Origin of the sequence: Paenibacillus sp. FJAT-27812, from assembly GCF_001273905.1 — a bacterium.
Classification (GTDB): domain Bacteria; phylum Bacillota; class Bacilli; order Paenibacillales; family Paenibacillaceae; genus Pristimantibacillus.
This window is the reverse complement of record NZ_LIGH01000001.1, coordinates 6,701,588-6,718,321: the sequence shown is the minus strand read 5'-3', so window position 1 is coordinate 6,718,321 and position 16,734 is coordinate 6,701,588. Positions and strand designations below refer to the sequence as shown.

General features: G+C 46.3%; 21 protein-coding genes. 14 read left to right on the top strand and 7 right to left on the bottom strand.

Features of this window, described 5'->3' with window-relative positions; translation table 11 throughout:
- Positions 1-99 precede the first annotated feature (99 nt).
- From ADU23_RS32525 to ADU23_RS28895, 6 genes are all read left to right on the top strand, one after another.
- The gene (locus ADU23_RS32525; RefSeq protein WP_053376926.1) at positions 100-471 is read left to right on the top strand and encodes a DUF5071 domain-containing protein; all 372 of its coding nucleotides are present in this window, start codon (positions 100-102) and stop codon (positions 469-471) included.
- Positions 472-513: 42 nt separating this feature from the next.
- The gene (locus ADU23_RS28915; RefSeq protein WP_053376925.1) at positions 514-1,074 is read left to right on the top strand and encodes a YdcF family protein; all 561 of its coding nucleotides are present in this window, start codon (positions 514-516) and stop codon (positions 1,072-1,074) included.
- 214 nt (positions 1,075-1,288) lie between these two features.
- Positions 1,289-1,639 (top strand): MmcQ/YjbR family DNA-binding protein, encoded by a 351-nt coding sequence (locus ADU23_RS28910; protein ID WP_053376924.1) that lies wholly within the window; start codon positions 1,289-1,291, stop codon positions 1,637-1,639.
- A gap of 395 nt (positions 1,640-2,034) precedes the next feature.
- Positions 2,035-2,424, top strand: a complete 390-nt coding sequence (locus tag ADU23_RS28905; RefSeq protein ID WP_053377884.1) for a tautomerase family protein — start codon at positions 2,035-2,037, stop codon at positions 2,422-2,424.
- Between the two features lie 66 nt (positions 2,425-2,490).
- Positions 2,491-3,033: a DJ-1/PfpI family protein gene (locus ADU23_RS28900; RefSeq protein ID WP_053376923.1), complete on the top strand. Its 543-nt coding sequence runs from the start codon at positions 2,491-2,493 to the stop codon at positions 3,031-3,033.
- A gap of 45 nt (positions 3,034-3,078) precedes the next feature.
- On the top strand, positions 3,079-3,561 hold the full coding sequence (locus ADU23_RS28895; protein ID WP_053376922.1) for an HIT family protein: 483 nt from the start codon (positions 3,079-3,081) through the stop codon (positions 3,559-3,561).
- A gap of 57 nt (positions 3,562-3,618) precedes the next feature.
- Here the strand turns inward: ADU23_RS28895 and ADU23_RS28890 are convergent, their stop codons facing one another.
- Entirely contained in the window at positions 3,619-4,344 is a 726-nt protein-coding gene (locus ADU23_RS28890; protein WP_053376921.1) for an SDR family oxidoreductase, read from the bottom strand.
- Between the two features lie 186 nt (positions 4,345-4,530).
- Between ADU23_RS28890 and ADU23_RS28885 the strand changes: the two genes are divergently transcribed.
- A complete protein-coding gene (locus ADU23_RS28885) occupies positions 4,531-4,911 on the top strand; it encodes a winged helix-turn-helix transcriptional regulator (RefSeq protein WP_269433179.1) in 381 nt (126 codons plus the stop codon).
- Here the strand turns inward: ADU23_RS28885 and ADU23_RS28880 are convergent.
- The 4 genes from ADU23_RS28880 to ADU23_RS28865 all read right to left on the bottom strand — a co-directional run bounded on the left by ADU23_RS28880 (position 4,901) and on the right by ADU23_RS28865 (position 8,381).
- On the bottom strand, positions 4,901-5,605 hold the full coding sequence (locus tag ADU23_RS28880; RefSeq protein ID WP_053376920.1) for a GH25 family lysozyme: 705 nt from the start codon (positions 5,603-5,605) through the stop codon (positions 4,901-4,903). The genes ADU23_RS28885 and ADU23_RS28880 overlap by 11 nt on opposite strands.
- A 243-nt stretch (positions 5,606-5,848) precedes the next feature.
- Positions 5,849-7,639, bottom strand: a complete 1,791-nt coding sequence (gene pepF / locus ADU23_RS28875; protein WP_053376919.1) for an oligoendopeptidase F — start codon at positions 7,637-7,639, stop codon at positions 5,849-5,851.
- A 194-nt stretch (positions 7,640-7,833) separates the two neighbouring features.
- Positions 7,834-8,016, bottom strand: a complete 183-nt coding sequence (locus ADU23_RS28870) for a hypothetical protein (protein WP_053376918.1) — start codon at positions 8,014-8,016, stop codon at positions 7,834-7,836.
- 131 nt (positions 8,017-8,147) lie between these two features.
- Positions 8,148-8,381, bottom strand: coding sequence for a hypothetical protein (locus tag ADU23_RS28865; RefSeq protein ID WP_053376917.1), 234 nt, complete (start codon positions 8,379-8,381; stop codon positions 8,148-8,150).
- Between the two features lie 167 nt (positions 8,382-8,548).
- Here ADU23_RS28865 and ADU23_RS28860 point away from each other — a divergent pair, with 167 nt between their 5' ends.
- From ADU23_RS28860 to ADU23_RS28845, 4 genes are all read left to right on the top strand, one after another.
- Positions 8,549-9,250 (top strand): class I SAM-dependent methyltransferase, encoded by a 702-nt coding sequence (locus tag ADU23_RS28860; RefSeq protein ID WP_063846114.1) that lies wholly within the window; start codon positions 8,549-8,551, stop codon positions 9,248-9,250.
- A 79-nt stretch (positions 9,251-9,329) separates the two neighbouring features.
- A complete protein-coding gene (locus tag ADU23_RS28855) occupies positions 9,330-9,527 on the top strand; it encodes a cold shock domain-containing protein (protein ID WP_053376915.1) in 198 nt (65 codons plus the stop codon).
- Positions 9,528-9,640: 113 nt separating this feature from the next.
- Complete coding sequence (locus ADU23_RS28850; RefSeq protein ID WP_053376914.1) at positions 9,641-10,630, top strand: phosphotransferase enzyme family protein; 990 nt, start codon at positions 9,641-9,643, stop codon at positions 10,628-10,630.
- Between the two features lie 161 nt (positions 10,631-10,791).
- Positions 10,792-11,511 (top strand): YebC/PmpR family DNA-binding transcriptional regulator, encoded by a 720-nt coding sequence (locus ADU23_RS28845; RefSeq protein ID WP_053376913.1) that lies wholly within the window; start codon positions 10,792-10,794, stop codon positions 11,509-11,511.
- A gap of 89 nt (positions 11,512-11,600) precedes the next feature.
- Here ADU23_RS28845 and ADU23_RS28840 read toward each other — a convergent pair whose 3' ends face one another.
- A complete protein-coding gene (locus ADU23_RS28840; protein ID WP_053376912.1) occupies positions 11,601-12,788 on the bottom strand; it encodes an MFS transporter in 1,188 nt (395 codons plus the stop codon).
- A gap of 133 nt (positions 12,789-12,921) precedes the next feature.
- Between ADU23_RS28840 and ADU23_RS28835 the strand changes: the two genes are divergently transcribed.
- The 3 genes from ADU23_RS28835 (at position 12,922) to pfkA (ending at position 15,345) form a co-directional block, all read left to right on the top strand.
- A complete protein-coding gene (locus ADU23_RS28835; protein ID WP_053376911.1) occupies positions 12,922-13,239 on the top strand; it encodes a hypothetical protein in 318 nt (105 codons plus the stop codon).
- A 78-nt stretch (positions 13,240-13,317) separates the two neighbouring features.
- The gene (locus ADU23_RS28830; RefSeq protein WP_053377882.1) at positions 13,318-14,346 is read left to right on the top strand and encodes a tetraprenyl-beta-curcumene synthase family protein; all 1,029 of its coding nucleotides are present in this window, start codon (positions 13,318-13,320) and stop codon (positions 14,344-14,346) included.
- 30 nt (positions 14,347-14,376) lie between these two features.
- Entirely contained in the window at positions 14,377-15,345 is a 969-nt protein-coding gene (gene pfkA, locus ADU23_RS28825) for a 6-phosphofructokinase (protein ID WP_053376910.1), read from the top strand.
- Between the two features lie 122 nt (positions 15,346-15,467).
- Here pfkA and ADU23_RS28820 read toward each other — a convergent pair whose 3' ends face one another.
- Positions 15,468-16,664, bottom strand: coding sequence for a putative glycoside hydrolase (locus ADU23_RS28820; protein WP_053376909.1), 1,197 nt, complete (start codon positions 16,662-16,664; stop codon positions 15,468-15,470).
- Between the last annotated feature and the right edge of the window lie 70 nt (positions 16,665-16,734).

Here is a 16,734-nt window from a genome sequence, read left to right as displayed (position 1 = left end):
CGATCATGTTTAAACGATGCAATGTTCATTTTTAGCGGCATCCATGTGCTTGTACGGTGTGTTAATATAGGTGTAATTCAGTGTTTTCGGAGGTGGAAGATGGACGTAAGAGAGCTTATCCCTGAGCACAAAAGCGATTTTGAAAGAATAGAAAAATTAAAAAATAGGGACATAGAAAGCATTCGCCCGATCATTCCAGAATTGATGCAATGGCTTCAAGATAGTAACTGGCCAATAGCATTTGATGTAAGAGAAATCTTGCTGCCGTTTAATAAGGATCTGCTGCCGCATATTAGATACGTATTGAACACAAGCGATGGGGAATGGAAATACTTCCTGCTCACAGACTTTGTAAGTCAGCTGCCTAAAGAAACAATAGCAGAGTTAGAACATGAGTTAATCCAGATCACAAGTAGTCCAAGCGAATCTGATAAATATAGCGAGGTAGATGAGGCTGCTCAACATATTTGAATAGCCTGTATGGATGATTATAATCCTGGAGGGAGCCATAAAATGCCATACCCATTTGATCCCATAACGAAGTTCATATTTCTAGAAACCGAGATTGAACAGGCGGATCTTATTCTTGTGCCTGGGGGAAGCCAACCTCAATTAATGGAAAAAGCTGCGCAATTATATCACCAAGGGTTGGCGCCGCTAATCCTTCCATCGGGAGGGGCGACAAAAAACGTAGAGACAACGGAATGGGATTTTTTAAACGAAATTGGATTGTCGCTAGGTGTTCCGGAAGAAGCGATCTTGAAAGAGGATAGAGCTTCCAATACATTTGAGAACGCAAGGTACTCGTGGGAGATTATACAAGCGAATGGCATTCCAGCAAACAGAGTAATTTTAGCTTGTAAGGCGGGGCACGCATGCCGGGCACTTCTTACCTATAAAACGGTTTTCCCAAAGGAAACGCAGTTTTTTATTGCCCCCGTTATTGATAAGACAGGCATCAGTAAGGATAATTGGTTTTTAACAGAAGAGGGCATAAGAAGGATCATGACGGAAGTCGAAAAGATAGGGAAATACTTTGCCCATCATATTCCGAATTGGGTGAACATTCATTAATGCGATATAAAATTGCAAAAAATGTAGCTAATCAATCTAATGCAATACGACTGAATGGAATGTTTGAGGTCAATACTCTTCAGGTAGAAGCCATGAGGGAGTTCTTTAAACAATTAAGGTTCCAGACTAGTTAACATGTAGAAGCGGGAAAAGGTGAAACCAGCTAATATCGCGAAAGAAGTAAACAAGGAAAAATATTTTAAGGAGGGCTACTATGGGACACGATTTGAGTGGAATGAAAACAGCTAAAGGAATCAATATGCTGGAGCAGGTTCGCCTCATCTGCAAGGAGCTGCCTGAGGTCGTAGATTTAATAGATGGGCACGGACATAATACGTTTAAGGTGAAAGACAAGTCGTTTATCATGATGAGCGACTATGGGATTACCTTCAAGTCAGATTTAGAGACGCAGGAGATATTACTGCAGGAGGAGCGATTTTTTAAACCAGCTTATATCGGTCATCGCGGCTGGGTGTCCATAAGCGATCCGCAAGATTGGGAAGAGATGGGCGTCCTGATTAAAGAAGCTTATTTACGTGCCGCGCCTAAGCGTCTTGTGAAGTAATTTGTCGATGCTGAATAAGGCGGTTATATGAAAATAACGTTAAAACAAGTATCGATACTTCAAAAATCCATTCCGTCTTTTCTTATGGACATATAAGCAAAGTAATTACAGATACACTTATTGATTCAGATTTTGAAGGACAAACGAAGCATTTTACCTCTAAAAATGATTTAGCGAACGAGTGCCTTCGTATACTAGATAAGAACGATATCGTGTTAGTAAAAGGGTCACGTGGTTTGAAGCTGGAAGAGGTTTGCATGCTTTTGAATCAATGACCAACTTGGCAGCGCCAACAACCTAGCATTTCCCATTTCCAAATCCCATGCTATAATTAGGATGATATTGGAAGCAGCTTAGCTGAGAATAGTGGAGAAGAGAAAGGTGAGATGAGGAGCATGGCTCAAGTAAAGATGTATGGCTTAAAGGAAAGTCTGAATCCCATTAAACAAAAATTGTCGGAAGTCGTTCATTCCTGTGTAGTTGAAGCTTTTAAATTTCCAGCGGATAAGAAGTTTCATCGTTTTTTTCCTATGGACAAAGAAGATTTTCATTTCGCCCCGGGGCGGACGGATGCTTATACCATTATTGAAATAAGCATTTTTGAAGGTCGTTCGGCGGATTCGAAAAAACTGTTGATTCGGTTGCTTTTTGAGAGCCTGAATAACCATTTTCATATTTCACCGGAGGATTTAGAAATTACCATTTTTGAGACTCCCAAATCGAATTGGGGTATTCGCGGTTTGCCTGGAGATGAGTTGAAACTTAATTATAAGGTTAATGTATAGAGAGTTGTTTTTAAGGTGACCAACTTTGGTTGCCTTTTATTATGCGCTGAGGAAGAGGTGGCTAACGTGGCAACAGGTGTTTTGCTTTATCCGCTTTTTAGTGAGTATGAGTTAACGGTAGCGCTGTCTGTTTTAAAGCAAGGAAATCATCCGATCACGACAATCGGAATAACGGATCGCCCGATACAAGGAGAATCCGATTTAACCTGCGTAGCAGATAAGACGATTTACAATGTGGATGCTTCGACGATAGACAGTTTATTGCTGCCGGGCTGTATGGATATTTCAACGCTCTTTGAAAATGCGGATGTAATTCGATTTTTGCAAAAGTTTACGGAGAAGGATCTTGTCATCGCCTCGATTTCAAGCTCTCCCTATTTATTGGCGAAGGCCGGCCTATTAAAGGGCAAAAGGTATACGATAGGCATGCTCCCAGAGCATCGGGCTCAAACAGGAGTGTTTGACGAGGAGCTTTATAGCGAGGAGCTTGTTGTTCAAGACGGCAATCTCCTTACAGCAAGAGGAAGGGGCTTTATCGAGTTCGGGCTCAGGCTGGGTGACATGTTAAAGCTAACGTATGATCCTAGATGGTATGCGAGTGATAGTTGAGAGTCGTCTAGTATTCTATGAAAAAGGAATTCAGGAGGATTGAAAATGAGACAAGTCATACTCTCAAATGGAGATGAGTTAGAAGTCGAATGCTTAAGCTGCGCAGTTACTTCCGGCTTAGTTCAACCAGCAGGTGGCGTCATTTATGAGGATGAGTTATTTCATGCCCATCAGGATGTGGCTTATCCGATCCCTGGATTAGTTATTTTGGCATCAAAGCGGCATTTCTATTGTATGGATGAGCTAACGGAGGAGGAATCTAGTCGATATATTCAGCTGATAAGGAGGATACGTGAAGTTCAAAGAAATGAGCTAAAAATAGATCATGTGTATTACTTTTACAATGAAGACACTACGCATCATTTTCATTTGTGGATGGTTCCGCGTTATGAGTGGATGAAGCATTTTGGGCAATCGGTTGAATCATTAAGGCCTGCGCTTCGGCATGCGAGAACCGAGATGAACAACGAGGATAACAACAATTATGTGATCAAAAGCATAGAAAAGCTAAGAAAAGGATTGTTATGAGTTGACGATTGAAACGGCTGCCGCGGAGCAGCCGTTTTCATTTTATCGAGACTTGTTTTAGCGCAAAATATAGCCGCCGTCAGGAAATAAAGTGCTGCCCGTTGTATACCCGTTAGTCATCAGGTAGATGGTCGTATGCGCGGCCTCGCTGGCATGGCCGATTCTGCCTAGCAAATTTATTTTCGCATATTCGTCATAGGATTGATCCCGGACCTCCTGCTCTGCTCCTTCCCAGTTGAAGGAGGTATTTATGGTGCCAGGGGAGATGACGTTGACCCGGATTGGGGCGAGCTCTACGGCAAGCGCTTTGCCGAGACTTTCGATAGCCCCGTTGCAAGCGGCGTATGAGGCTCCATCCGCTAGAGGACGCTGGCCAAAAGCGCCTGACATGAGCACGATCGAGCCTTTGGCGTTTAGATAAGGAGCCGCGTACTTCACAGCATGATATTGCGGCCAAAATTTCGCGTTAAAGCAGCTATGCGCAACGTCTGCGCTGGATGTAATCGGCCCTCTGACATAGGAAGCGCCTGGCGTAAAGAGATGGTCAAAGTTCCCAACCCTTTCGAAAAAGGACTTGAGCGCAACCTCATCTTTGTTATCCAACGAATGGGTTTCTACGGAATCGTATCCTAAAATTTGTTTGGCTTTGTCTAATTTCTCTTCGGAGCGGCCGCCGAGGATGACATATGCTCCTTGTTCTACCGCTTGTTTAGCAGTCGCAAGCCCGATGCCTGAGCTTCCGCCGATGATAACGATACGTTGATTTTTTAAAGTTATAGACATAGTTAATGCTCTCCTTTTTTACGGGCCAGTGAATTTGAAAGTTCTGTTTTTTATTATTGGATAAAAAAATAGAACTGCCAAGTACGCACTTCATTCGTACTTGGTACGAAAATTCGTACTGATTGGAGCTTAAGGGAAGGTTAGTTCGCACGATCGCTCGTGCAAAAGGAGACTGTCTCAGCTATGATGATAGGAGAGGTGAGAGAGGAAATGGATTGGAAAGAGAGAGAACCAAGGTTAAGAGGAGTCCTTACCACTCTACATATGATAGGCGGGAAGTGGAAGCCGCTTATTTTATTTATATTGTTAATAGACGGGACCAAACGTTTTGGCGAGCTTAAACGGTTGATCCCGGAAGTGTCACAGGGAACGCTTGCCAAGCAGCTGCGCGAGCTGGAGGATGACAAGCTGATTAACCGTGTTATTTATCAAGAAATTCCGCCCCGGGTGGAGTACAGCATTTCCGAGCATGGCAAAACGCTGACCGCTGTTCTCGACAGCATGTGCGGCTGGGGGAGAGGACATTTGGCGTATGTGGATACGAAGGATGACGAGCCTAAGCTTTAAACTTTGCGTTAAATTCCGCTTGGCTGCCTTTGAACACATTTATGTCTACATAAGCATCGATCCCCTCGACTCTACCGCGATTGCAATACTGCCAAAGCAACCAATCCCGTTTTTTTTTCAGGGCGGGGTATTTCAAAATATCGCGAATCCAAATTTCGTAATCTTCAAATCCGCTCGCAACATAGGTATTGTAAGTGTCATACGTGACATACAAAATCGGCTTTTTCTGATAGGCTGCTTCAAGCTTGCCACTCATTGCCTTCAATTCATGCTGAATGACAGCAACATCATGCGTCAGCGCGATTTCGATATCGATTACGGGAGGAAGGCTGGCAGCCTCTTGCGACACCATGCTTATAAAATGGTCCGCTTGCTGCTCCCCGGTGCTTCGCGCCGAGAAGAAGTGGTAAGCGCCGACTAACATTCCGTTTGTTTTGGCGCGGTTCCAGTTTTGCTCGAACGTGTCATCCGTATAATCATTGCCTTCTGTTGCTTTCATGTAAACAAATTGATACTTGTCCTTTGCTGCAACGGTCTTCCAGTCGATATCGCCTTGATAATGGGACACATCGAGCCCTTTGACCTTATACTTCATCGCAAATATACTATTATGCCAAATGATGCCCTTGTACTCGAGCACGCCAATAATGAGCGCAAGCCCGATTAGAATAGCCATTACTTTTACTGCTTTCATATAGCCTCCTAGAGGGAAAATGTTTATGTTGGGTGCAGGCAAGTGTGTAAGCTGGCTCTGGCGGCGGAAGTCGCGTTTGTGGCTTTTGGCAGCAAGATTACCGGGAAAAGCTCCTGTTCATTCCGTTCTATCCGCAAAGGGCACGAGGAAACGCACCTCCCACAACGCAAAACGAGCCTCAGAAGTGATTCTAGAGGCTCGTTTTCTATTGCATATAGGTTTGTTCAGCTGCATTTCATTGCATTACTTCGTCAGCTGCTCCATCTGGCCAATAAGCTCCTCGAACACGCTCATCGCTTGCTCGATCGGCTCAGGCGATGACATGTCAACGCCTGCTTTCTTCAGGATATTGATGGAGAAGTCGCTGCCTCCGCTCTTCAGGAAGCCGAGGTAACGCTCAACCGCAGGCTGGCCTTCCTCCAAAATTTGTTTGGAGAAGCTCGTTGCCGCCGAGAAGCCCGTTGCATATTTGTACACGTAGAAGCTGTTGTAAAAATGGGGGATACGTGCCCATTCCATTTCGATATCTTTATCGATGACCATGCCCGGCCCGTAATACTGGACGTTCAGATCATAGTAGATTTTGCTGAGATCCTGCGGTGTCAGCGAATCGCCGGCCTCGGAGCGCTCATGGATGATCTTCTCGAACTCCGCAAACATCGTTTGGCGGAATACGGTCGTGCGGAATTGATCCGCGTAATAGGTGAGCAAATACATTTTTTCCTTCGCATCCGTCGATTTGCCAAGCAGGTAATCCATCAGCAAAGCTTCATTCAGCGTAGAAGCGACCTCAGCTAGGAAGATCGTATATTGCGCATCCCGGTAATTTTGGTTCGTGTCCGAGTAATGGGAATGAAGCGCATGGCCCATTTCGTGCGTCAAGGTGAACATGCTGTTCAAGTTGTCCTTGTGGTTAAGCAGCACATACGGATGCGTTCCAAAAGCTCCCCAGCTATAAGCGCCGCTGCGTTTGCCTTCATTCTCGTAAACGTCGATCCAGCCTTTGTCAAAGCCTTCTTGCAGCACCTGCAAATAATCCTCGCCAAGCGGCTTTAAGCTCTCGCTAACCGTTTTCTTAGCTTCCTCGTACGTAATGTCCATCTTGAACTCATCGACGAGCGGTGCGAACAAGTCGTACATATGCAGCTCATCAAGGCCAAGCAGTTTCTTACGAAGGTCCATGTAGCGGTGCATGAGCGGGAGATGCTTATGGATCGTATTGATCAGATTCGTGTAGACCTCCTGCGGAATGTTATCCCCATAGAGGGACATATCGAGCACGGAGTCGTATTTGCGAGCCTTCGCATAAAATATGTTTTTGGTTACGTTGGAGGTCAACGTAGAAGCGAGCGTGTTTTTCAGCTTGCCGTACGTATCGTATACCGCTTTGAACGCTTCGCGGCGCACATCTTGATTTTTGCTCTCCAGAAACTGTATGTATCGGCCATGCGTCAATTCAACTTCTTCGCCGTCTTCGTTTTTAACTTTAGGGAACTTTAAGTCCGCATTGTTAAGCATGTTGAAGATTGTACCTGGTGCGGAGCTCATATTGCCGACCTGAGCGAGCAGCGCTTCTTCGTTTTTCGTTAAAATATGTGCCTTTTGGCGGCGCATTTCTTCGAGCGTGTGGCGGAATTTAGCTACCGACTCATCCGCAATGATCGCTTCCAGCTTATCATCCGGCAAGCTCAGCACTTCAGGCGTAATGAAGGAGAGCGCCTCGCCGGATTCAACGCTAATTTTTTTCGATTTCTCGGACAAGGCTTGATAGGTTGGTTCTGCTGTATCTTCGTGATGCTTCATATTCGCATATACATAAAGCCGTTCCACATGCATTGAAAGCTCATCCTCAAGCTCAAAACACGCTTTAAGCTGAGCCACATCGGCAAGCTTGCCTTGGTATTCAGGGAGTTTTTTGATCAATGCCTTTGCTTCTGCAAATTCCTTGTCCCATGCCGCTTGGCTTTCAAATAAATCCTCTAGCTTCCAGCGAGTCTCAGGCGCGGATTCTGAACGTTTTGGTACGTGATTCATCGAATTCCTCCTTGGTATGGATAAGGTTGGTGAAGCATGCTTGCGAGGTGCTGCAGCATCATTGGAAGCTGCTGCGCCCGGCACAAGGCTTAAAGCCAGCAGCAGGGGGAGCCATTTCATCCAGTTATCACCTCAAGACACAGTTTGTGTTTACTATGTCCGTACGTGATTTTGAATATTCAGCACCCTGCAGGCTAAGCTGCACCCATCGTAAAAAAGGCATAAACAATTAGAAAAAACGCAAACGCAATGAACGCGATGGATACAAGCGCAAGTCCGCGTCGCAGACCGGCGGGCAAGGATTCACGTTTCATAATGACGATTGCTCCGAGCGAGAAGGCTGCAATAATAAAAATAATCGAAGCAGTTGGATCCATCTGTTGGTAAAGCCTCCTGACAAGAAGCTGGCATGAAGAGCAGCTTCATCATTTTACCTATGCAGCGATCAGTAACGATATGTTCGCCGCATAGGGTAAATTTTCCTGCCGCATTTCAATAATAGCGGGTGTTAAACTTCTTTCAAAGCTTGCATAATGGCAGCTAATTCTTCTTCGCGACCGACATAGTCGGAAGCGCGGTACCGATTTTGCGCCCAATGCATCATTTCTGGCCTGCTGATGAAGGTATGAGTGTCTTCTCCCCATTGATCGGAAATTTCCCGAACGATAAGCGTTTTTCCTTGTACTTCAACCGTCAGCATATTGTATTTGTCGGTCTTGTAAATTTCGTGTTTTTTGAACATGCTTTTTTTCACCCTTTTTAGTAGTTAATTATGGTATTGTTATCATCATAGCCATTATGGAGGCTGTAATCAATACGACAGCGCAAGAAGAAAGCCCAGATGAGACGAGAATGGTTAAGATTTGATGAGGTTTTATGAGATGAGACGAGATGAGGAGAGCTGAGCGAATGAGTAAACAAGGCTACGAGCAAATTGGTGTCGCCATGACGTGCAGAAGCTTCGACGAGTATGTGAGAATGTTCGGCTTGCAGCAGTCAGACATGGAGAGAGGACCGATTCTGGATGTTGCGGCAGGAGGCTCCTCCTTTACGGCGGAGGCAAACGCAAAAGGGTATTCGGCATTTGCGGTTGATCCGCGTTATGGAACAGGGATTGAAGAGTGGATCAAAGAGGCTAAGCAGGAGATCGAAACGTCAACTGCCAAGCTTGCCAAAGCGCAGGATCATTTTGACTGGAGCTATTATGGCTCGCTTGAACAGCACCGTGCCGGCCGCGAGGCATCTATCCTGCGATTTGCCGCACATGTGAAGGACCCGCTTGCAGCCAGTCACTATAAATATGGCATGCTGCCTGAGCTGCCGTTTTCCGATGACCAATTTTCACTTGTGCTTTGCAGCCATTTTATGTTTTTGTACGCAGATCAATTCGGATATGAATTTCACATAAAAGCGATTTTAGAACTGATGCGCATATGCAAGCCGGGAGGCCAAATCCGCATTTATCCGCTGATTGCGCTTAATTGGGAGCCATATCCTAAGCTTGAGCAGCTTATGGGGCACATTTCACAACATGGAGGCAGGGCAGAAATGCTTCCTTCTCAACTTCCTTTTATTCCCAAATCTAGTCATTACTTGAATATTTTAGCGTAATTGCTTTTTGTTTTTTGGATAGATATAATAATTTTACTCGCCATTACATAAAGGCGGTAATATTTAGGAGGTTGTTTGAATGAAAGGGACAGTTAAATGGTTTAATGCGGAGAAAGGCTACGGCTTTATCCAAACAGAAGGTGGCGAGGATGTATTCGTTCATTTCTCTGCGATTCAAAGCGACGGTTTCAAATCTTTAGATGAAGGGCAAGCGGTCGAATTCGACATTACTGAGGGCAACCGCGGGGCTCAAGCGGCCAACGTCACTAAACTATAGTAAAATGTGCGAATGAATGATTAAAGAAGGCTCCCTGGCAGCAGGGAGCCTTTTCCAGCGATATTTGATTAAAAGTTGCCAGTAAAATGATACTTGGCGGGCGGTGATAAGCGATGGATGATAACGTTATCGATGAAATTTTAAAGCAATATCCCATTCGCGTTACTTCAATCTCATTTATTCGGCATAACGAAAATATGACCTATAAAGTGACGGATGAGGCAGCTGGGATAACCTATTTATTGCGAATCCATAAAGCGATAACTTCCAGTATGAGCGGACTTCAGCATATCTGTGAGGGGCTGGACGCAGAGATGGCTTTTTTGCAAACATTGCACGAGAGCAAGGATGCGGTTGTTTTGACGCAGACTCCAGTTCGCAATAATTCAGGGGATTGGGTTACGTGCAAGACGGTTGACGGAGAAGTCGTTCATAGCACGCTTCTGCAATGGATTAACGGCAGGGACCTGCAGCAGGACGAATCGCTCTCGAGGCACCAGATTACTCATTTTGGGGAACAAGTCGGCAGTCTGCATCAATTCGCCAAAAGCACAAGCATGAGCTTGAACAAGGTTCGGCCGGCGTATGCCGGTATCACGCAAAATGAGTTGATGCTGAAGAGGCTTAAGCATGGCGTTTCAATGGGTATATTTTCGGAAATTGACTATGCAGCGTTAACTCGATTTTTTGAGGTTTTAAATGCCAGTTTAGAGACGTATCCTCAGACCGCCAATTGTTGGGGTATCATTCATGCTGACATTAACAAAGGAAACCTGCTTTTAACTCCAAACGGGATCGCCCTTATTGATTTCTGCTTATTCGGCTACGGTTATTATCTCTATGATGTCGCTGGAAGCGTTCTGAGCTTAAAGCCGGAAGAGCGAGATTATTTTTTGACAGGGTATTTGGGTCATACAGCAGCTTTATCGGCTCAGGATATGAAACGGTTGGAAGGATTTATGATGGTTGCTATCCTTGGTTATTACGCTTTTCAGTTGGAAAATGAAGATAGGCATAGCTGGATGAGGGAGAGAATGCCGCTCTTTTGCCAAAAGTATTGCCTGCCCTTTGTAGGGAACCAAAGCATTTTTTATACCTTTTAAGGTGACGCCAATAAACCGATCTTAATCATTAGAGCTAACCGAGCTATTTTTATATCAAAAGTTGGCTTGGCGCTGCAGCCGTTTGCGCTTGCTTTCATTGACCAAGACCTACCTGCGGTGATAAACTGTTGCTTGGAAACTTTGTCAGGGGAGCGAGCATAATGAAATTTAAATTGTTCAAAGACCGTAAAGGTAAGGCCGATCAGGCTAAAAATAACAAGTTCGTTAAGCTCGGACGTGAAATCTACGTTCAAGCGCGCAGAGGCGGCCCAAACCCGGATGCTAACTTTGGTCTGAAAACGGCGATTGCCAACGCAAGGGCAGAGCAAATGCCGAACGATAATATCGAACGCGCAATCAAGAAGGCTGCTGGCGCTGGAGATGGCGTTGAGTACGAGGATATCATGTATGAAGGCTACGGCCCGGGCGGCGTTGCTATTATGGTTAAATGCTTGACGGATAATCGCAATCGTACCGCTGCTGACGTACGTTCCGCGTTCAACAAACGCGGCGGCAATATGGGCGAGAGCGGCTGCGTAGGCTATATGTTCGATCATAAAGGTTTGCTTGTTGTGGACCGCGAAGCTCACGAGACAGACGAGGATTCCATGATGATGATTGCGCTTGAAGCAGGCGCAGAGGATGTTGTCGTAAATGATGACAGCTTTGAAATTTTGACTCATCCGCATGAGTTCGAGCAGGTAAAAAACGCGCTGGAGAAGGATGGCTATACGTTCGTAAACGCCGGCGTTCGCTGGCTGCCGCAAAATATCGTAAAAGTAGAAGGCGAGAATGCGGACAAGCTGCTTAAGATGATGGATGCATTCGAGGACAATGACGATGTTCAGGACGTTTATTCTAACTTTGAAATTGCGGAATAAGATGGTTTTGAGCTAAATGCAACAGGGCTGCTCCCAGCGTGTTCGATACACGTCTTAAGGAAGCAGCCCTGTTTTGATCTATTTGGCGATTATCGTTCTGACCGGCTAAAATAATAGCGGGCAAGGAAGGCCGCCGCTGCGACGATCGCGAAGCCTGCACCCATGCGGAAGAAGGTTTCGCGGCCAAAATGCTCGTAAACATAACCGCCGAACATCCCGCTGATCACGCCGGCTAACCCCGTCCAGACGACAGCGTATACCGCTTGCCCGGAAGCGCGGTACTCATCGGGAATAAGATGCGAGAGGTAACGAAGAGCGGTGGAGAAATAAATGCCGAACGAGATGCTGTGCATCGCTTGCGTAGCGATAACCCAGCGCGGATCTTGAATGTCGCTGAGCAGCCATAGCCTTACCGCATACATAATGGATGCGATCATCAGCAGCGGGAGCTCTTTAAACTTGTGCCCGTATTTGCCGAGCAGGAACAATATCGGAATCTCACTCAAAGCGGATACGAGCCATGCAAGCCCAACAAGCGAGTCGCTGGCGCCCATATGGCGCATCGTAACGGCAAGAAAACCTTCGTACATCCGGTGAGGAATGGATATCGTCAAAATAATTAAGAAGAAGAGCAGCACATCGCGCTGCCGCAGCAGCTTGAAGAAACCGGAGAAGTCGATCTTGCGGGCGCTGCCTTGATAATCCTTGATTCTAGTCGTTAAAATAAGCGTGATCGCTATCGTGCAAAGGGCAAGCGGAAGCGTCCACTTCGAGCCGATTTCCTTTAATATGAGTCCGAATGTATAAGCGGTTACCGCAAAGCCTAACGATCCGAAAATCCGTATCAGCGCATATGGCGTCCCGGTGTATTGACTGGATAATAGCAGCAAGCTGTCGCTAAGCGGATTTATTGGTGTCTGAAAAAAATAAAAGCCCATCATAACCAGGCATACCAGCGCAAAATTTTCGATTGGAAATAGAAGCGATATCATAACAAGCTGGCCAAACAAGAGAAGCATGAGCAGCTTTTTGATCGTTCGGTACTTATCGCTTGCTAGGCCGAGAATGATGTTGGCGAAGATCGATATAAATGGTCCGGTCGAATAAATGATGCCGATTTGCTGCTCCGAAAAACCTCTATCCAGAAAATACAAAGGGATAAAGGAGACGACCATCGCTGCCGTAGAATAGGCGGAGAAGCTGTAGATGCGCAGCGATAAAGTCTCCTTGCGAGCTGTCGAAGATCGCTCTGTTTTGGCAATATCTGGTGTATCCATCGTTGAATGCTCACCCCATCTGTGTCTAAAACAATATGGTTATCAGTATAGCACGGATTACCAATCGTACCAATGAGATTTGAAGCTGGATTATTATGATTCGAAATGGTACATTTAGAGGTGGAGGTTCACAATGGATGCTTATCGTTTTGACTGGAATGAACGGCTTCGGATCCGTATTCCCGTGCTGGAAATGGAATGGGAGCAGTATGAAACTGCTGTGCAGCTTACGATCGTTGAGCAGTGGGAACTTATTCGCGGAATGATTCCTGATCGCGTCATGGAGTTTGAACAGCTCATTAACGTAAAGCAAGCTCAGCTGTTTGAAGAAGATAGCTTCGAGCGATCCTGTATACTAAACTATGAAATTGCCGATTATGCAAGTAGGATTAACGATCTTCATATTTGGTACCGCATCGATCAGCAATTAGAATCACGCCGACATTCATGAACATGTCTTGAGGAGGAGTGCGTCGTGAGATTGACGACTTTATCAGGCAAACGAGTGCCACAGAGTCCACTTAAGCTCATGCACCGTGTTTATAAGTATGTGCTGCCAGCTGTGGACCGAGAGCTCGCGCAGCTCCGTCTTCTCGCGCAGCGAATACCCGATTTGGAGCTTCGAGCACAAGCTCTTAGCAGCATGGATAGCAAGAAGTTTCATTGCCAAGGCGGCGGCGTATATGCTGCTGCGAATTTAGAGCGCAGGGATGTGCTCATTCCGCTCATCGTTGCCTTGCAGACGATAAGCGACTACTTGGACAATCTTTGCGATCGCAGCACCTCACTTGATCCGGATGATTTTCGATTATTGCATCAATCGATGATGGATGCCGTCAATCCCGAAGCGAAGCTTCAGGATTATTATGCATTTCGTAGTGAAAAAGACGATGGCGGTTATTTGCACCACCTTGTTCGCACCTGTCAGCTGCAAATATCGCAGCTGCCGTCTTATAGGAGCGTGCAGTCGCATGTGACCGAGCTGGTAGGCTTGTATGGAGATTTGCAGGTGTACAAGCACATTCATAAGGATTTGCGCGAGGGGCATTTGCTCGCATGGTGGGAGCTGCATCGCAGCAGCTATCCGCATTTGCAATGGAATGAGTTCGCTGCGGCGACAGGCTCAACGCTCGGCATGTTCATGCTGTTTTTGGCGGCAAGTCAACACCAGCTATCCGAACAGGATGCTGCCGCAGTCAAGAAGATTTACTTTCCGCATGTATGCGGTCTCCATATTTTACTTGATTATTTAATCGATCAGGAAGAGGATCATGCAGGCGGAGATCTTAACTTTTGCAATTATTACGATAATGAAGGTCTGCTTGTTGAGCGCCTCGGAACCATCGTGAACCGCGCGCGTGAGGATGTGAAGCAGCTTCCTGCTTCCCGTTTTCATCGTTTGATTATTGAAGGGCTATTAGCTCTCTATTTATCAGACCCGAAGGTCCGTCATCAGGCGGATGTTAGAGATGTATCAAGGAGGCTAATGAAGAACAGTCCGTTAACGCGTCTGTTTTTCCTTATAAACAGCATCTGGATTCGGAAGCAACAGGCTTAACTATAAATGAAAAATGTGGAGGAATGGAACATGTCTGCAGTCAAATCAATCGCAGTACTGACAAGCGGAGGAGATTCGCAAGGAATGAACGCAGCCGTTCGTGCTGTCGTAAGAAGCGCACTATTTTACGGTTTGGATGTGTATGGGGTACAACGCGGTTATCAAGGGCTTATTAACGATGATTTGCGACCAATGGATTTGAGAAGCGTTGGCGATATTATCCAGCGCGGCGGCACGATTCTGCAAACGGCAAGATGCAAGGAGTTTGTCACGGCAGAAGGCCAGCAGCGCGGTGCAGAAGTGCTTCGTGCAAGAGGAATTGACGGCTTGGTCGTTATCGGCGGAGACGGCTCGTATCAAGGCGCTAACAAGCTTAGCAAGCTAGGCATCAAAACGATGGGTCTTCCCGGCACGATCGACAACGATATCCCGTTCACGGATATTACGATCGGCTTTGATACTGCTGTTAGCATCGTAGTGGATGCGATTAATAAAATCCGCGATACGATGTCCTCGCATGAACGTTCATCAATCGTAGAGGTTATGGGCCGTCACTGCGGAGATATCGCGCTTCATGCGGGCCTTGCAAGCGGTGCGGAAACTATTCTTGTGCCAGAGGTTCCATTCGAGCTTACAGAGGTTGCTGAGCGCATGAAAACGAATTTTGCCAAAGGGAAACGCCACAGTATTATCGTGGTCGCAGAAGGAGCAGGCAAAGGCGAGGATGTCGCACAGCAAATTACGTCTCACTGCGGAATCGAACCGCGTGTAACGGTGCTTGGTCACATTCAGCGCGGCGGCACGCCTACGGCAATCGATCGGATTTTGGCAAGCCGTCTTGGCGACTTTGCGGTTAGACAGCTAATGGCTGGCGATTCAGGCAAAGCTGTCGGCGTAGTGCGCGGTGAGCTTGTTACAACAGATATCGATACCGTGGTAAATACGAAGAAGCCTTTTGACATGACGATGTACGATTTGGCGCTTCGTTTATCCCAATAACACAAACGAGAGGTGCAGATGATCATTGCTTTGATCGCTCAACTCAACCATCATAAACATCAAAAAAAATCCACCAACGCTTTCAAAGCGCGGGTGGATTTTTTGGTATATAGGCGGCCGTTTTATTTGTACGTAACGCCTGGTGAATATTTATTGCCTGCATTCCAGAGGAGATACTCCTTAACGCCGTTATCCTGCAGCGCTTTGATCTGAGCTTCTACCTCGGCTTTGCCATATTTCATAAAGTGGCCGCTGCCGAGCCAGCTAGCCGTGAAATCTTGAATCCACGGACGAATGATCGGCTTTAAATCCTTGATCGGGTCCAGCTTCTTGTGCGTGTCGAGCATAGCGCCCTTAATGGTTTCGTATGGGCTTTTGTCAGGGTCCTTCTGTTTAAACCAACCGGTGCTGTAATGGCTTGGGTAAATCATCGGTGAAATAACATGCACGTCATTGGATATTTTCACAAAGTCCTGACCGATTCCTTCGGCGGCTGGGACGGATGCTGCATATCCGAAAATATCAACCGAGACGCGAACGCCAAGCGGTTCAAGCTGCTCGCGCGCGTATTTCACGAAGCCGGCAACCGCGTCAACCCGGCTTTGATCCGTTTTGCTAAAGGTGAGTGAAGCCGCTTTATTCTCGAAGCCCTCGGGAAACCGCACATAATCAAATTGGATTTCCTTAAAGCCCAGCTTAGCCGCTTCCTTGGCTACGGCGATGTTATAATCCCAAACCTCCTTGCGGTAAGGGTTGACGAAGCTTTCGCCGCGCCCGTTCTTCCATATCGTTCCGTCCTGGTGGAGGAAGGAGAGCTCAGGCTGCTTGCGGGCAAGCACGGTATCCTTGAACACGACTAATCGGGCAATCGGATAAATATTATGTTTTTTTAGGGTCAACATCAAATCGTTAATATCTCTGATATATTTCTTGGATGCGCCAATCTCTTGCAGCTCTGGTGTCGTTGTAGGATATGTAATGTATCCGTTATCGTCTTTAATATCGATGACCATACTGTTCAATTCGGTGTCGTCCAGCAGCTTTAATAAGGATTCCATACGTGCGCCGCCGGCGCTGTGGGCCGTAACATAAATACCTCTTATCGGCGGAGTAGATGGCTGCGGATCTTTTTTGATTGAGCCGGCTCCGGATGTCCCAGGGTTTTTGCTCCCAATCAACGTCGAATCCGGTTGAATAATGGTTTGACCAGCTGCGGAATTTAGATATGCAATTGCAAGCTGCTTGGCGGTAGAACTCTCTTCTCCGCTACCTGTGAGCAAGCTGTACAGCAGCAGTAAAGTTGAAATGATGATGTCCATTTTGCTCTCTCCCCGTTAGCTATTCTGTTCAAATTATAAAGCAGATGGCATGCTGGGTCATTAACTTTTT

Coding starts and splice junctions, on each gene's coding strand:
- ADU23_RS32525 (WP_053376926.1), top strand. CDS start 100: ATGGACGTAAGAGAGCTTATCCCTGAGCACAAAAGCGATTTTGAAAGA.
- ADU23_RS28915 (WP_053376925.1), top strand. CDS start 514: ATGCCATACCCATTTGATCCCATAACGAAGTTCATATTTCTAGAAACC.
- ADU23_RS28910 (WP_053376924.1), top strand. CDS start 1,289: ATGGGACACGATTTGAGTGGAATGAAAACAGCTAAAGGAATCAATATG.
- ADU23_RS28905 (WP_053377884.1), top strand. CDS start 2,035: ATGGCTCAAGTAAAGATGTATGGCTTAAAGGAAAGTCTGAATCCCATT.
- ADU23_RS28895 (WP_053376922.1), top strand. CDS start 3,079: ATGAGACAAGTCATACTCTCAAATGGAGATGAGTTAGAAGTCGAATGC.
- ADU23_RS28890 (WP_053376921.1), bottom strand. CDS start 4,344: ATGTCTATAACTTTAAAAAATCAACGTATCGTTATCATCGGCGGAAGC.
- ADU23_RS28885 (WP_269433179.1), top strand. CDS start 4,531: ATGATAGGAGAGGTGAGAGAGGAAATGGATTGGAAAGAGAGAGAACCA.
- ADU23_RS28880 (WP_053376920.1), bottom strand. CDS start 5,605: ATGAAAGCAGTAAAAGTAATGGCTATTCTAATCGGGCTTGCGCTCATT.
- pepF (WP_053376919.1), bottom strand. CDS start 7,639: ATGAATCACGTACCAAAACGTTCAGAATCCGCGCCTGAGACTCGCTGG.
- ADU23_RS28870 (WP_053376918.1), bottom strand. CDS start 8,016: ATGGATCCAACTGCTTCGATTATTTTTATTATTGCAGCCTTCTCGCTC.
- ADU23_RS28865 (WP_053376917.1), bottom strand. CDS start 8,381: ATGTTCAAAAAACACGAAATTTACAAGACCGACAAATACAATATGCTG.
- ADU23_RS28860 (WP_063846114.1), top strand. CDS start 8,549: ATGAGTAAACAAGGCTACGAGCAAATTGGTGTCGCCATGACGTGCAGA.
- ADU23_RS28855 (WP_053376915.1), top strand. CDS start 9,330: ATGAAAGGGACAGTTAAATGGTTTAATGCGGAGAAAGGCTACGGCTTT.
- ADU23_RS28850 (WP_053376914.1), top strand. CDS start 9,641: ATGGATGATAACGTTATCGATGAAATTTTAAAGCAATATCCCATTCGC.
- ADU23_RS28845 (WP_053376913.1), top strand. CDS start 10,792: ATGAAATTTAAATTGTTCAAAGACCGTAAAGGTAAGGCCGATCAGGCT.
- ADU23_RS28840 (WP_053376912.1), bottom strand. CDS start 12,788: ATGGATACACCAGATATTGCCAAAACAGAGCGATCTTCGACAGCTCGC.
- ADU23_RS28835 (WP_053376911.1), top strand. CDS start 12,922: ATGGATGCTTATCGTTTTGACTGGAATGAACGGCTTCGGATCCGTATT.
- ADU23_RS28830 (WP_053377882.1), top strand. CDS start 13,318: ATGCACCGTGTTTATAAGTATGTGCTGCCAGCTGTGGACCGAGAGCTC.
- pfkA (WP_053376910.1), top strand. CDS start 14,377: ATGTCTGCAGTCAAATCAATCGCAGTACTGACAAGCGGAGGAGATTCG.
- ADU23_RS28820 (WP_053376909.1), bottom strand. CDS start 16,664: ATGGACATCATCATTTCAACTTTACTGCTGCTGTACAGCTTGCTCACA.